The 16,178-nt window shown below is 46.6% G+C and carries 11 protein-coding genes; 9 read left to right on the forward strand and 2 right to left on the reverse strand.

Annotation, left to right across the window (positions count from 1 at the left end):
• Positions 1 to 125: 125 nt before the first annotated feature.
• The 9 genes from HNR77_RS06030 (at position 126) to HNR77_RS06070 (ending at position 13,925) form a co-directional block, all read left to right on the forward strand.
• Entirely contained in the window at positions 126 to 1,106 is a 981-nt protein-coding gene (locus HNR77_RS06030) for an alpha/beta hydrolase (RefSeq protein ID WP_184181701.1), read from the forward strand.
• 233 nt (positions 1,107 to 1,339) lie between these two features.
• A complete protein-coding gene (locus HNR77_RS06035; protein ID WP_184181703.1) occupies positions 1,340 to 3,718 on the forward strand; it encodes a glycoside hydrolase family 95 protein in 2,379 nt (792 codons plus the stop codon).
• A 196-nt stretch (positions 3,719 to 3,914) separates the two neighbouring features.
• Positions 3,915 to 4,934, forward strand: a complete 1,020-nt coding sequence (locus tag HNR77_RS06040; protein ID WP_184181705.1) for a LacI family DNA-binding transcriptional regulator — start codon at positions 3,915 to 3,917, stop codon at positions 4,932 to 4,934.
• 227 nt (positions 4,935 to 5,161) lie between these two features.
• Positions 5,162 to 6,148, forward strand: coding sequence for an ABC transporter permease (locus tag HNR77_RS06045; RefSeq protein ID WP_184181707.1), 987 nt, complete (start codon positions 5,162 to 5,164; stop codon positions 6,146 to 6,148).
• Between the two features lie 14 nt (positions 6,149 to 6,162).
• On the forward strand, positions 6,163 to 7,050 hold the full coding sequence (locus HNR77_RS06050; protein ID WP_111272952.1) for a carbohydrate ABC transporter permease: 888 nt from the start codon (positions 6,163 to 6,165) through the stop codon (positions 7,048 to 7,050).
• A 54-nt stretch (positions 7,051 to 7,104) separates the two neighbouring features.
• Positions 7,105 to 8,748 (forward strand): type 2 periplasmic-binding domain-containing protein, encoded by a 1,644-nt coding sequence (locus tag HNR77_RS06055; RefSeq protein ID WP_184181709.1) that lies wholly within the window; start codon positions 7,105 to 7,107, stop codon positions 8,746 to 8,748.
• A gap of 50 nt (positions 8,749 to 8,798) precedes the next feature.
• The gene (locus HNR77_RS06060) at positions 8,799 to 10,172 is read left to right on the forward strand and encodes a glycoside hydrolase family 30 protein (RefSeq protein WP_184181711.1); all 1,374 of its coding nucleotides are present in this window, start codon (positions 8,799 to 8,801) and stop codon (positions 10,170 to 10,172) included.
• A gap of 314 nt (positions 10,173 to 10,486) precedes the next feature.
• A complete protein-coding gene (locus HNR77_RS06065) occupies positions 10,487 to 12,124 on the forward strand; it encodes a response regulator (RefSeq protein WP_184181713.1) in 1,638 nt (545 codons plus the stop codon).
• A gap of 46 nt (positions 12,125 to 12,170) precedes the next feature.
• Positions 12,171 to 13,925, forward strand: a complete 1,755-nt coding sequence (locus tag HNR77_RS06070) for a cache domain-containing sensor histidine kinase (protein ID WP_184181715.1) — start codon at positions 12,171 to 12,173, stop codon at positions 13,923 to 13,925.
• Positions 13,926 to 14,297: 372 nt separating this feature from the next.
• Here the strand turns inward: HNR77_RS06070 and HNR77_RS06075 are convergent, their stop codons facing one another.
• Positions 14,298 to 15,188, reverse strand: coding sequence for a carbohydrate ABC transporter permease (locus tag HNR77_RS06075; RefSeq protein ID WP_184181717.1), 891 nt, complete (start codon positions 15,186 to 15,188; stop codon positions 14,298 to 14,300).
• Between the two features lie 15 nt (positions 15,189 to 15,203).
• The gene (locus tag HNR77_RS06080) at positions 15,204 to 16,094 is read right to left on the reverse strand and encodes an ABC transporter permease (RefSeq protein WP_111272945.1); all 891 of its coding nucleotides are present in this window, start codon (positions 16,092 to 16,094) and stop codon (positions 15,204 to 15,206) included.
• Between the last annotated feature and the right edge of the window lie 84 nt (positions 16,095 to 16,178).

Genomic DNA, 16,178 nt, shown 5'->3' on the forward strand with positions numbered 1-16,178 from the left:
CTTGTATTCCTGTTCATACTCCGTTCATATTGGCGTCATTGTGACGACATCTTGCCAGCTTATACTGTACAGAACAGAAGTCAACAAGACTCTTTATTAGACTCAAGGAATGGGAGAAGATTGCAATGGGAGAGAGCGTAAAGATCAAACAGAAAGAGAAGAAACCGGGCAGAAAACGAAAGTTATTATTTAAAATAGGTGGGGGAATCATCGCAGCGCTTGCATTGTTCATGGGCATTGTGTTTGTGGTCAATGTGATTTGCAACGGAATTGAAAAAAAACAAATTGACTCATACGGACAGTACGTGCAAGTGGATGGTAAAAAAATGAACGTATCCATACAGGGTGACGGTGAGCAGACGATTGTATTGCTTCCAGGGCAGGGAACCCCATCGCCTATACTGGATTTTAAATTGTTGATTGATCAATTGACCTCCGATTATAAAGTGGTAGCGATCGAACCCTTCGGCTACGGATTGAGTGATCGTACGGATAAGGAACGTACCTCGGAGAACATTGTCAGCGAAATTCATGAAGCTGTAGAACAGCTCGGTCTTGATCGGTACATCCTGATGGGTCATTCCATCACAGGGCTGTACGGTGTGTCGTATGTGAAGCAATATCCAGATGAAGTCATGGCCTTTGTTGGCATTGACAGCAGTGTTCCGAATCAGCCTGGCATGGATGTGAAATTGCCTTTGAAATCCATGCAGTTCCTTCAATCCTCGGGGCTGATGCGATTGCTCAAAAAGGTAAGCGCAGATCCCTACGATGCGATGGATTACGATGAACATACCAAAGAGCAGATGAATTTGATCTCTAATCAGGTTTCGAGTAACTCGACATTGATGAATGAATTGAAAAATCTGGGTTCTAACTTCATAAATGCAGAGAACATGATATATCCGCGTGAGCTGCCGATGCTGCTATTTGTGCAATCCAACAACGATAAAAATCCGAACTGGCTACCTCTGCATGAGCAGCAGATCAAACAATCCGATCAGGGCAAACTGGTTCCGATGGAGGGCTCGCACTATCTGCATCATACGAAATATAAAGAGATTGCCGAGCAATTCAAAGATTACATGAAACATATTAAACTGTAATAATACTCTGATATAGAAAAGCGTCACCGACCTGGTGGCGCTTTTGTCCTCTCAATTATAGAAATAAACAGATCGATCTGGGATTTTAAGTTATATCTGTAATTCGTTTAAGTTTTTCCACACCATTTTTATCAAAATATATATCCTCTCCTTGAATTGAAAGATATAATGATTGCTGAACAAGTTATCAGAACATCTCCAAAATACAAGTGCATTCGGAGGGAACAATCAGCATGAATATTCAGTTTGGTTCTCCAGCCACCTATTGGGTTGAAGCACTGCCTATCGGCAACGGCAAGCTGGGCGGAATGGTCTTTGGCGGTATTGAAAAGGAACGCATTGCATTAAACGAGGATACGTTATGGTCAGGATATGCTCAGGACTGGAACAACCCGGAGGCCCGGGAAGTATTGCCTCGGATCAGAGAGTTGATTGCGAATAAACAGTATGCAGAGGCTGATCTGCTGAGTAAAAAAATGATGGGGCCTTTCACACAATCATACCTTCCATTCGGTGATCTGGAGCTGGTTATGGAGCATGGTCAGTTATGTGAGCGGAAAACATATCAACGCAAGCTTGATTTGTCAACAGGCGTTGTAAGCGTTTCCTATGAAATCGGTGGCGTGCGTTATGATCGAGAGGTATTCGCCTCACATCCCGATCAAGGCATCGTCATTCGTTTGACAGCGAGCAAGGAAGGAAGATTAAGCTTCCGTACTCGACTGGGCAGCCCTTTAAGACATACAACCTCGGTTGCTAATTCTCAATTCGAGTTGTCGGGTACAGCTCCGGAATATGTATCCCCCAACTATCATGATGTTGAAGTTCCTGTACGTTATGGAGACCCCGCTTCTACACAAGCGATGTCCTTCCATGGCAGACTTGCAGTTTCTCATCGGGGCGGCACACTGCTTACAAACGGTACTGAGCTGCAAATCATTGATGCTACCGAAGCAGTGATCTATTTTGCAGGAGCTACGAGTTATGGGGCAGGAGAGCGGGGGAGTGACAAGCTGATCTCTCCCGAGGCAAAAACCGCAGACGTCATAAAGCAGATTATGGCACATGATTACCAGGATCTGCGTCAACGTCATGTTGAGGACCACCAGGCGTTGTTTAATCGTGTTCAATTGCATCTGGGTGACAGCATTGCACCTGAGAACATGTCTACAGATGAACGGATTGAGAAATACGGCAGCAGTGATCCAGGCCTGGTAGAGCTGTTGTTCAACTATGGCCGTTATCTGATGATTGCCAGCTCCAGACCCGGTACACTGCCGGCGAATCTTCAGGGCATCTGGAACCAGGATACACGGGCTCCCTGGAGCAGCAACTATACGTTAAATATTAACGCCGAGATGAATTACTGGCCTGCGGAGACATGTAATATGGCCGAGCTGCATCAACCGCTGATTGATTTTATTGGCAAGCTTGCAGTCAATGGACGCAAAACCGCCGAGATCAACTACGGAGCTCGAGGCTGGGTTGCTCATCACAATGCGGATATATGGGGACAGACGGCTCCGGTTGGAGATTATGGCGCAGGTGATCCGGTATGGGCACTGTGGATGATGGGCGGCGTGTGGCTGACACAGCATCTGTGGGAGCATTACGCATTCTCGGAAGATAAACAGTTCTTGCAGGAAACGGCCTATCCGATTATGAAGGATGCTGCTCTGTTCTGTCTGGATTGGCTGATCGAAAATAAAGAAGGACACCTCATTACATCACCTTCCACATCACCTGAGATGAAATTTGTCGTTAATGGTGAACAGGCGGCGGTCAGCGAAGCAACGACCATGGATATTTCACTTATCGCCGAGTTGTTCGATAACTGTATTGAGGCAGCAGAAGTGCTGCACACGGACAGCGAATTCGTTGAACTTCTGCGGACAAAAAGGGCGCAGCTGCTTCCACTGCAAATCGATGGACAGGGACGACTTCAGGAGTGGAGTGAAGACTTCACTGAGGAAGATCCGCAGCACCGCCATGTTTCCCATCTGGTTGGTGTATTCCCTGGAAGGCTGATTACGCACAAAAAATCACCTGATCTGATGCGTGCAGCCCGCACTTCCCTTGAAATTCGCGGCGATGGCGGAACAGGCTGGAGTCTGGGCTGGAAAATCGGTCTATGGGCCAGGTTCGGAGAAGGCAGCCGTGCCGAGCAGCTGATCTCTAATCTCCTGACCCTCGTCAAGGCGCATGAGCCAGGCAAACATGAGCAGGGCGGAGTATATGCCAACCTGTTTGATGCTCACCCGCCGTTCCAGATCGACGGTAATTTCGCAGCAACAGCTGGTATTGCCGAGATGCTGCTGCAATCCCATCAAGGATATTTGGAGTTCCTGCCCGCACTGCCAGAGCGATGGTCTACAGGCTATGTCAAAGGCTTGAGAGCAAGGGGCGGGTTCGAGGTCAGCCTTCGCTGGGAGAATGGCAAGCTGATTGAAGCTGAAATTCTCTCACATAAAGGTAATGTATGCTACCTGCAGTCTACTGCTGGCTTGAAGGTGCGTCTCCATGAAACGGAAGTAGAGACACATGCGGAGAAAGACGATCAGATAAGCGTGCCAACGCAAAAAGGACAAACGTATATTATCTCATTTGAATAGAATGAACGACATCGCATGAACCTTATGAATGCTCAGAGCTTTGGCAGTATGCAATGCTTGAGATCATGTGCCGCTGATCACTCCCGATCAGCGGTTTTCTTTTTGGGTAATTTCGTAAGTTTAAGGTTGTAATGAAAACGGTTTTATGCTATTTTGAATGTATTAAAACGTTTTTATAGCAAAGGAACCGGAACTTATGGGAAAAATCACAATTAAAGATGTGGCAAGGGAAGCTGGCGTGTCGATCTCTACCGTCTCGAATGCGTTGAATGGCGTGGATGTACTGAACCCGGAGACCAAGTCCCATGTGCTTAAAGTGGCGGAGCGACTGAACTACATACCGAATCTGAATGGCAAACTTCTGAAATCGGGACAGACCAAAATGCTCGGTTTTTTCACTACGAGTGTATCGGGGCCTTATTTCTACAAGCTTGTTGAAGCGATGTCGCGTGAATGTGACCGTCTCGGATATGGACTGAATGTATTTGTTACCCGGGATAAACATGTCATTATGAGCAATATTCTGGGCAGACGGGTGGATGGCGTTATTATTTACGAAGAGCTTCGAATTGATGAACAGGACATTCTGTCTATGGAGAAAGACAAGATCAAGGCCGTGTTTCTCGACCGTGAATATGAAAGTGAACGCATGGGGAGTGTTATTTTTGACTCGTACGTTGCCAGCTACGAAGCCACCAAATATTTGATCGGGCTCGGGCACAAGAAAATCGCCTATATCTGCGGTGTGGATACGATGTTTGACAGCGTGCAGCGGAGAGAGGGATATCTGGCGGCGCTGCGTGAATATGATCTGCCTGTCGATGAGGACTGCATTATTCAAGGCTACTTCGAGGAGGAAGCCACCTACAGTGCTATCAAATCCTTCATTCATCAGCAACCTGGCAAGCTGCCTGATGCTTTCCTGGCCGGCAATGACCTGAGTGCAATTGGTTGCATTCAAGCCTTGAAAGCACATGGTTATGAGGTTCCGAGTGATATCAGTGTGGTGGGGTTTGACGATATTGATATTGCTCAGTATTACTCTCCGCCACTAACAACGGTACGGAATCAGATTGCAAGACAGGGAATTCTGGCGGTTACTCAATTGGTCCATATGATCAAGGGGCAGGAGCAAGGAGTCGCACAGAAGCTTGCGGGAGAGCTTATTGTAAGAGGTTCAAGCCATGTGAAAATGGACCGAAGAGACGTGCGTTAATACGGATGAAGCTTGATGCCGTTATTTTCTCCAATCTAAATAAGTTGAACTATTGTTTACACGAGCATAACTGCTGCTCTCCAGATTATTCTGCCGTCAGAGTGCACGGTGTAAAATCTCTGGTTCAACTTATATATTCCAAGGAAAGGAGTTTTTTGGCGCAAAATAAAAACGTTTTTATTGTAGAGTGACTAAACTTATATAAGCAGAGGGGAGCAGCGAATACAATGAGTCATCTGACCACCGCGGCAAACAAGCAGCAGCCTCACCAGCCCGGATGCAAACCGCCGTTAGCCCAGCGCTTTAAGGCATTCTGGGCCGATTACACCAGGCAATGGGAGATTCAATCCATGGTTATACCCGGTATAATCTTTATGATTGTTTTCTGCTACATACCTATCTATGGGTTGACCATTGCTTTCAAAAACTACACTGTTATTGATACCCTTTCTACTGCACCTTGGGTTGGCCTGGATAATTTCAGAATTATTCTGTCTGATAAATATTTCTGGGACGCAGTCGTCAATACGCTTGGTATCAGCTTTCTGAAGCTGGGGATCGGCTTTGTCATCCCGATCATATTGGCCATCATGATTTATGAGTTGAATAGCGGACGCTTCAAGAAATTTGTGCAAACGGTTTCATATCTACCTCACTTTCTCTCCTGGATTGTACTCGGCGGCATGCTGATTACCTGGTTCTCCACGACAGGATTGTTCAATGAGCTGCTGGTTGGACTAGGCATCATCTCCCAACCGCAAAATATTTTGCTGGACGCGGGCAAGTACTGGTGGATTGCAACGCTGTCCGATATCTGGAAAGAAGCAGGCTGGGGTACGATTCTGTATCTCGCCATTATGTCAAAGATTGATCCGACCTATTACGAGGCTGCCAAAATAGATGGCGCCAGCCGGCTGCGGCAAATATGGAACATTACGCTGCCTAACATGAAATCCATCATCAGTCTGAATCTGATCCTGACGGTCAGCGGTCTGCTTGGCTCGAATCTGGATCAAACGCTGGTGCTGATGAATTCACAAAACCGTGAAAAGGCGGAAGTGATCAATTCCTATGTCTATCGCATGGGGATGTCACAGGGTGATTTTTCCTATGCAACCGCAGTAGGTTTGGGTGTTTCAATCGTGTCCGTCATTCTGCTCGTCACCGCAAACAAAATTACAAGCAAACTGAATGACAATCAATCAGTGCTGTAGAAGGAGGCCTCCCCGTGAACGGAAAGGTGGCAAAGGAAGATCTGGACAGCCGGGTCTTCGATACCGTCAATGTCATGCTGCTGCTGTTATGTACGATTGTGATTGTCGTTCCGCTCTGGAATGTGATCATCTCATCCTTTAGCTCCGGCAGAGCCCTCGCAGAAGGTGGATTTATCTTCTGGTCCCCCGAGTTCTCGCTGGAAAACTATCGAGCTGTGTTCAACGACTCCAGCATCTGGCAGGCATTTTTTATCTCTGTATCCAAAACAACGATCGGTGTAGCAACACATGTTTTCTTTTGTGCCATGGTTGGCTACGGTTTAAGCAAGAAATATTTGCGCGGCCGCAAATTATACGTCACGATGGGTGTCATTACGATGTTTTTCTCCGGCGGAATGATTCCAACATACCTCTTGATCAAATCCCTTGGTCTTCTCAACAGCTTCTGGGTGTACATCATACCCGCCTTGTTCAGCTTCTATGATGTCATTATTCTGATGAACTTCTTCCGCAATGTACCCGATTCTCTCGAGGAATCAGCCAAGATGGATGGGGCGGGAGACTGGCATATTTTTCTGAAAATATTTATTCCGCTGTCGATGCCGGCGATGGCAACGATTGCTTTGTTTAACGGGGTAGGCCAGTGGAATGACTTCATGACCACCAAGCTGTATATCACAGATCAATCGTTATATCCGCTTCAGATGATGTTATATGAAATTATTGTCCAGTCACAGACACAATCCATGCAAAACATTGGCGGATCAGCAGTCATAGAAACAACAACCAAAGGGGTGCAGCTCGCCACGATTGTAATTACAACGCTGCCCATTGTGCTGATCTATCCTCTACTTCAAAGATACTTTATATCAGGAATGATGCTTGGAGCGGTAAAGGAATAACGAAGCAACCCAATACATCTGCATATTTGCATTTCATAATGAGGAGGCAAACACATGTTCAATTCTCATGAATGGTCCAAAGTAAAAGGAGTAAGGGGCTTTGCAGCGCTGCTGGCGGCAGTTCTCATGGTTACCGGATGCAGCGGCGGCTCCAGCGGTACGGGTGAAGGCAATTGGATTTCCATTGAAGACCGTTATACGGTTGATCCGGATAAGCCTGCCTGGCAGCTGGACCAGAAGCAAGAAGCTACCGATCTGACCTGGTATGTGAATGCAGATTGGTGGAATACAGATTTTGGCAAAGACATTGTAACGAAGAAAATCAAGGAGGATTTGAATATTAATATCAAGTTCATCACGGGAGATGACACGAAATTAAATACCTTTTTTGCAGGGGGAGATATGCCTGATCTGCTGACGGTGTTTGATTCCAATTCAGCCGTGGTGCATAAGGCATCCACCTGGGCGATGCCCCTGAATGAACTGGCCGAGAAATATGATCCATATTTCAATAAGGTTGCTGCTGCGGACACGCTGAACTGGTTCCAGCAGGAGGACGGTAAAACCTATGGTTACCCTAACTATTCGAACACGCAAGAGGATTATGATAGCGGTAACATTCCAGCGAAAACGGCGTTTATCATTCGTAAGGATGTATATGAAGCTCTGGGCAGTCCGGTTATGGGCACACCCGAGCAATTCCAGCGTGTCATGAAGCAGATCAAGGAAAAGTTCCCTTCCTTAATTCCATTTGGTTTTAATGCGATTGGTGAAGGCACAGGTTCACTGGGCGATACACTTCAGGATTTTATCGGCGTGCCGCTGGAGACGGACACTGGCGAGTTCTACGATCGTAATCTGGACGAAGACTACCTGACCTGGCTGAAAACAATAAACGCTGTGTACAGAGATGGCAATATTAGTGACGACAGCTTTGCGGATGATGGGACGGCTTTTGAAGAGAAGGTCAAGTCGGGCAAATATGCTACGATGCTGCTGGATGGCACACCTCAACAGGGAGGAAATCTCCAGATTTATATGAGTGCTAATGAAGGCAAGGAGTATATTGCCATTGACGGGCCGCAGAGCACCAAGGGGCATGCACCAACGCTGAATCAATCCGGAATTACAGGCTGGATGATCAACTTTATCTCCAAGGATTGCAAGGACCCGGCAAAGGCCATCCAGATTTTCACCTATTTGTTGAGTGAAGAAGGACAGATGCTGATGAATTACGGCATTGAAGGAGAGACGTTTACCAAAAAAGCAGATGGTACGGTGGAATTACTCCCTGCGGTGAAGGACCTGCAGCTGCATAACGCGGATCAATTCAAAAAGGATTACCGCATGGGCGAGTTTATGTTCTTTGGTCATGACCGTCATAAAGCACTGAGCGCTGATGCTTTTCCCGAGGCCATCAAGCAGATGCAGGAATGGGGCAAAGGCAAGCTGACGCCACATTTTATTTTGGAAAATATTAATCCAAATCTGGGAACGCCCGAAGCCCGTGCGCTGTCAGCGATCCAGACCAAGTGGAACTCTACGCTTGTCAGTATGCTGCGGGCCAAAGACGATGCCTCGTTTGATAATGCGCTTGCTGCGTACCAGACATTTCTGGAAGAGAATCGCTGGCCGGACATTGTGAAGATTCGCAGCGAGAAGATGAAGCAGAACAAAGAGAAATTAGGCATTCAGTAAGCTGAAAACAAAAACCGTCTCATAATACACACCTGAAAGGGAGCTGCGCAATGACCACATATAAAATATACAGGACTACAAGTGAGAATGAGCTGTTTCGGTCCGTAAGTCTGGAGCAATGCCGTGCTGACATGTCAAAAAATACGGGCACAGCCAATGCCGCTTCAACTGTAAGCGTTCGATTAAATGATCGTGAAACGTATCAGGAGATGGATGGTTTCGGCGCTTCGTTTACGGATGCCGCTGCCTATCTGATGCATCAGAAGTTAACTGAGGAACAGCAGGACGAAGTGATGACACGACTGTTTCATCCTGTGGAAGGCATAGGTTTGTCTGTGATCCGCAATCCGATGGGCGCTTCGGATTTTGCACGCACGGTCTATAGTTACAATGATCTGCCGGAACATCAGACTGACCCGGATTTATCCGGGTTCACCATTGCCCATGATGAAGCAGATATCATTCCGTTAACCCGCCAGGCGCTGGCTCTCAACCCTGAGTTAAAGCTGTTTGCTTCGCCATGGAGCGCACCAGGCTGGATGAAAACAAGCGGGTCGATGATTACAGGACAGTTAAAGCCCGAGTGGTATTCGGCATATGCAGCGTATTTTGTAAAGTACATTCAGTCTTACGCAGCGCACGGTCTGCCTATCTATGCCGTTACACCGCAAAATGAAGCATTGTATGAGCCTGGGCATTACCCCGGCATGCTGATGCCTGCCGAAGCACAGGCCGAGTTTATCCAGCACCACTTGAAGCCTGCTTTCGTACGCAATAACCTCCACACCAAAATCCTCTGTTATGACCATAACTGGGATCGCCCGGACTATCCGCTCACGGTGCTTGAGCAGGCGGGGGAAGCCGTCGATGGGGTCGCCTGGCATTGGTATGGCGGCAATGCGGCTGCGCAGACTCAGGTATATGAAGCATTTGCAGGTAAAGAGGTGCATTTCACAGAAGGGTCTGGCGGCGAATGGATACCTCCATTTGAACAGGCGTTCTCCAATGTGATACGAACAGGTATTCAGATTCTTCGAAATTACAGCAAGTCCATGATTTTATGGAATATGGCACTGGATGAGCAGAATGGGCCTACTGTGCCTGGCTTTGGACGGAGCACTTGCCGGGGGATCATACAGATCAACCAGCAAACCGGCGAGCTAGTGTATACGCTCGATTATTATGCGCTGGCGCACTTCAGTATGTTTATCCGCCCCAAAGCAGTCCAGATTCAATCCATCTCCAGTGATGAAGCAGTATTCACGGTTGCTTTTCGCAACACGGACGGATCTACAGCATTGGTCCTGTTCAACGACGGGCAGGAAAGCAAACAGATTATGGTGGAGATGCAGGAAGGAGAGCAGGTTAGTCTGTGGATGGAGCCAAAGTGTGCATTGTCGATACTAATGAGCGATATAAGTTGAACTAAAGATGGTTTACACGGACACTCCGATGACAGAACAACCTCCTCTCCGTTTTAGTGTAAATCAATAGTTCAATTTATATAGAAAGTGGCTATGACTTTTAAATGGTAAAATACACAAGATATCAAATATACATGTAATGTCTCTGCAAACCCAGGACCGCCGAATTCGGCGGTCTTTTAATCGTTTTATGTTTTTTTAAAGGAGATTTCCAGCATCAACTCCGAATACTTTACAAGATGGAACACATTTGTCTGATGTTTGCATTGCTCAGGGCGAAGACTCATGATAAATAACAACTTGGGAGGAAGTACATGTATAAACTGATCATTGTGGAAGATGAACTGCTGATGCGTGTGGGCATTCGCTCCATGCTGAATTGGGAAGAGCACGGCTTTTGCGTGGCGGGTGAGGCCAGCAATGGCAGAGAAGCCTTGGAGATGGCGCTGGAAAAGGCTCCAGACCTGATCATTACCGACATTAAAATGCCTGTCATGGATGGACTGCAGCTGATTCAGGAAGCGTCCAAGTCCAATAAAATAAAACATTGCAAATACGTCATTCTCAGCAATTTCGACGAGCTGCATTATGTGAAAAGGGCACTAAAGCTTGGTGCTGCAGATTACCTAATCAAAAGTGAGATCAACGAATATTCTCTCATCCAACTGCTGGAGACGATTCGTGAGAAGCTGCAGAGTGAACAGAAGCTTATACACGGTTTCCCGCCTGCGGCAGCAGATTATTCGAAGAGCCTCCGATATTTGAAGGATAGCTTTTTCCAGGATGTTGTAAGCGGATTCATATCTAATCACGACATGTTAGTCAAAGCAGAGGAGCTTCAGTTTCGCATTCAGTCAGACGATCTGGTCGTCATCAAATTCATCGTCAATCATGTGGAGCAGGTCAAACGCAAGTACATTGAAAAAGGGGAGAAGCTGCTTCGTTTCTCTATCCTTAACATTATGGAGGAAGTAATTCCTTCCCGGTGGGCCAAGGAGATTTTTGTGGAGAGCTCATCCGAATACTGGGTTGTGGTGAACGCAGGTTCAAGCGTCGAATCTGACGTGAAAGCCACACAGACTGATCTGGACAAACTTATTCGCAAAATAATGTCCTCTTTAAAAGATTTCATGAACCTGTCTCTTACAGCAGGTGTAAGCTCGGTTGTTTCTGATTTTACAATGATACGCAGGGCATGTCAGGAAGCAGAGGCCGCATTAGAAGAACGATTTTTCGCTGGTGCTCATCCGATTTTACATGTTCAGGATGTACGACAGCAGCCAGGCAGGCAAGAGGTTGTCATTATGCTGAACACAGAGCAGGAACAGCGGTTCAAAAAGATTTGTGTCAGCCAGAACAAGGAGGGCATGCAGCAATTTATGGATGAAATTCGCTCTGAACTGATGACCATGCAAGCGGATGAGAGCAGTGTTCGCAAGCAGTACATTGTAATGATGGAGACGATGCATGCTCACTTATTACACGTTTCATCACGAAGCAAGCTCCCCGTTTCCAGGAAATCACCTTATGAAATTGTACTGCATGGAGAGTGCTGGCACGAAATCCATGACAACGTCGTAGCTCATATGTTAGATACTTTTCATGCTTATTCGCAATCTGCACAGGAGCTTTCCTATACAGACCTCGCCATTGATCTGATTCACAAGTATTATGCAGAGGATATTTCGCTGCAAAGTGCAGCCAGCCAGATTAACGTGAACCCGTCCTATTTAAGTCGATTGTTCAAGCAAGAGAAGGGGGAGAACTTCATCTCTTACCTGACTCGGGTTCGTATTGAACACGCGAAGGCTTACCTGCTCAATAGAGAGCTGAAAGTATATGAAATCGCCGATAAGGTGGGATACCACAACTACACCTATTTCAGTAAAATTTTCAAAAAGAATGCGGGTCTTACGCCAGAGGAATATCGGGAGCAGCAGCATGTGAACTAATCGCGAACCCGAATAATGGATATTACATCAGATAGAGGTGTAAGGAATGAAGCATACCCGGCCTTTCCAGATCAAGTACAAAATTATGGTGATCTGCATCATCGTTATTATTTTTCCTGTGTTCGTGATGACGATTAACTCCTATTATTCTTCTGAACGTTTGTTATCGCAAAATTATACAACTCTGCTCACTGATTTGACCAAACAGACCAATATTCGCATCGACGAGTTTCTGAAGGAGATTGAAAAAATCACCCTGCTTGCGAGCAATGGTCTCAGTGACAGCTTATCGGCTACCCATGAAGGCAGCTTTCCTATTCAGGATTTTCTGCGTGTAGGTGATGAAAACAATGAGATCGCTGCATACAACATCCTCATGAATTACATTATGATGAAGGATCGTGTATTTTCCATCTATCTGTATAATATGAACGGGGGACAAGACCTGTTTGTAAGTCCACACCAACCGATTGACCCCGCCTTTAACGTCAGAAACGAGCTTTGGTTCAAAAAATTCATGCATGATGATGATCGAACGATTACGTTAACCACCCGGCTGGACAAGCAGCTGGAAAATAAAGTGCTCGCCGTATCCCATGCCCGAAAGATTCATGATGTATCTAACGGGAAGCTGCTTGGTGTCATCGTTGTCAGCATTGATATCAAGTTTATTGAGATCGTCAACCGCAACCTGCAGGAAGGGCTTCGCTCAAGATTTATGATTATCGACGAAGATGAGAAGATTGTGTACAACGTCAATGAGCAGCTGATCGGCACCTTGTTTCGGGATAACGTTCGCCCGCCCGAAGCCTATAATGTGGTCGTGACGAGCCCGCTCAGTCAGCAGAAATGGACTACATATGTCTATATGCCGCTTGAAGAGCTGACCGCCGATGGCAAAATTTTAGGCCGCAATCTCGTAACCTTGGCGATCGTCATGTCACTCTTTGCCGCAGTCATTTCTGTTTTCCTGTCTCATGTGATAACAAGGCCCATCAAAAAGCTGCTGAACAACATTCGGCTCGTCGAAAAGGGACAGTTCGAGCATGTACAGGATATCCGCTCTCGTGATGAGATCGGTCATCTGTCGACCCGGTTTAATCGCATGTCTCATGAATTGAAACGTATGGTTGAACGAATGCAGCAGGAGGAGGTTGAGAAGGCTGCAGCCGAGATGCGGGCGCTGCACGACCAGATCAACCCGCACTTTCTGTATAACACTTTGGGCTCTGTGAAGTGGATTGCATCCATGCAGCATGCTGACAAGATCGTAGATATGACCGATGCACTCATCTCCATGCTGCGATATGCAACGAGGTCGGATGGCAGTCTTGTCCGAATTCGGGAGGAGCTGAATCACATTATGCATTACGTGACCATTCAGAAGGTTCGATATTACGGCAGTATCCAGATGAGGTATGAGATTGAAGAGAGATTACTGGATTATGTTATGCCCAAAATGATTTTGCAGCCTATTGTTGAGAATGCCTTCTTTCATGGTCTGGCGGAGGTGGAAGAGGATGGGGTTATCACCATTCGAATCCAGCCGCAGGGCAGCGAGATTTGTATTGAAGTTGGTGATAACGGTACAGGTATGGACGCGGATACGATTCGAAGTCTGATGGAGGACAGAAACGAACCCGGAAGCGGCGGGCGGGGCATTGGACTTTATAACGTGCAGCGCCGGATTCAGCTTCATTTCGGGAGTCCGTACGGGGTAAAGGCGCACAGTGAGATTGGAAAAGGAACTACATTTACGATCCTGCTGCCTGCGATCACCTGTTTGCCAGAGAACAAGTGAGGAATAACCTTCGACTTTAAGGGAAAGACGTTTATACGATAATAATGACCTCTTCTTGAGGTTAAGTGTGGAAGAAAATGAAGAAAAGGCCTGCAGACGAATCTGCGGGCCTTCTCTGTATGCTTGCAGCACTTTACACGTTAACGGAGAGGACAGAAAAAACCTGGAAAAGCAGAGCTAAAAGCTTTCTGAAAGAAAGCTGCATCGAAAGCACAGGCTACGCCTTTATCACCGGATTTTCCCCTTTAGAGAAGGGGATCGCAAAAATCTGGGGATAACAGCGATTGGAAGGTTATTCTGTCATCGGAGTGGATGGTGTAAAATATTTAGCTCAATTTATATAGTAAGCCCGTGATGATACTATTGAATTCCTCAACCTTTAACACTGCCAAGCACCAGACCTTTGGTAAAATATTTCTGCAAGAAAGGATAGATCAGCAGGATCGGGATTGCACCAAGGAACATCTGCGCTGCACGTCCTGTTCTTGCATTCATCATAGACAGCAGATGGGTGTAGTCTGATCCGGATTTCAGCATCATCTGCTCGAAGCTTTGAAGCAGCGTTTGCAGATAACTCTGCAAAGGATAATTCGCCGGATTATTCATATAAATTATGCCATCAAACCAGGAATTCCAATGCCCCACGATGCTGAACAAACCAACGGTTGCGAGAGCCGGCTTGAGAAGTGGCAGCATAATTCGAATCAGTACCTGCAAGGGGCCAGCCCCGTCAATGATGGCTGATTCTTCGATCTCTTCAGGCAGGCCTCGAATAAAGTTCATCAGAATAATCATGCTGAACACAGGCAGAGCTCCCGGAAGAATCAAAGACCAGATGGAGTTAATCAGACCCATTTTGACGACAACCAGATACGTAGGAATCAAACCGCCGCTGAACAGCATCGTTACGATGAAAAAGCCCATGTAGAGGTTTCGTCCCGCAACCTTCTGTTTGGTTTTGGAGAGCGGATAGGCTGTGAGCACAATCAACACCAGATTGACCAGTGTGCCCAGAACGGTACGCTGAATTGCAACCCACAGCGAGGAATAAAATGCCCCTCCAGATAAGGCAAACTCGTAAGCCTTCGTGGTGAATTCTATGGGCCAGAACGTCACACTGCCCGCCGACACTGCCGAGCTGCTGCTGAAGGACACGGCGAGTAAATTCACAAACGGCAGGACACAGAGCAGTGAGATGGTCAGCAATATCGTGTAATTCAAAATGTGAAAGAGACGCCTGCCTATACTTTTATCATAAACCATGCCAATGTGCCCTCCTTAGAAAATACGATAACCTGCCACGCGATAAGCCAGAATGTAAGAAACAGCGACCAGAATACAGGAAATGACCGATTTGAACAAACCAACTGCGGTTGCAATCGAATATTGTGCCTGCTGAATACCGAGACGGTACACATAAGTATCAATAATATCCCCGGTCTGATACACCACAGGTGAATAGAGATTATAAATCTGATCAAATCCGGCATTTAACACGTTCCCCAGTGATAAAACCGACATCAAAACAATCGTTGGCATCAGGAGAGGAAGGGTGATATAGATCGTTTGCTTCCAGCGTTTGGCCCCGTCGATTACTGCGGCTTCGTATAATCCGGGGTCGATGCTGGTCAGGGCTGCCAAATAGACAACGGTGCCAAAACCAAAGCCTTTCCAGATATCACTCACAATCATCGTCCATGGAAAAATGGAAGGTGTGCCAAGAAAGGAGATCGGTTTAACGCCAAACAGACTGAGAAATGTGTTCACGATGCCATCAGCACTCAGAATGTCCAGCATAATGCCCGCCATAATAACCCATGACAGAAAATTAGGGATATACACGAGGGTCTGAAAGGTGCGTTTGATTCCGTTATGCATCACCTCGTTCAGCAGCAGCGCAAATACAACCGGTACAACGATACCCCCAATCATCTTGAAGATGGACATGTAAAGGGTGTTCCAGATCGTTCTTATGAAATTAGGTTGGTTGAATACATGTGTGAAATTATCCCATCCGACCCAGGGAGAGCTGAAGCCAAGTCCGGGGTTATATTTCTGAAACGCAATAATGAGCCCATAGAACGGGATGTAGCTAAAAATAAATACCAGCACGACGCTGGGAATTAACATGAGGTGATACGGACTTTGCTGCTTCCATTTTTTCAGCATGACTGTTCCTCCGTTCGGCATAACTAGATCAGTTGTACCTTTTATCAAAAAGAGGGGGTGAGAACAGGCTCAACCCCTCGGCAT

Source organism: Paenibacillus sp. JGP012, assembly GCF_014203995.1.
GTDB lineage: Bacteria > Bacillota > Bacilli > Paenibacillales > Paenibacillaceae > Paenibacillus > Paenibacillus silvae.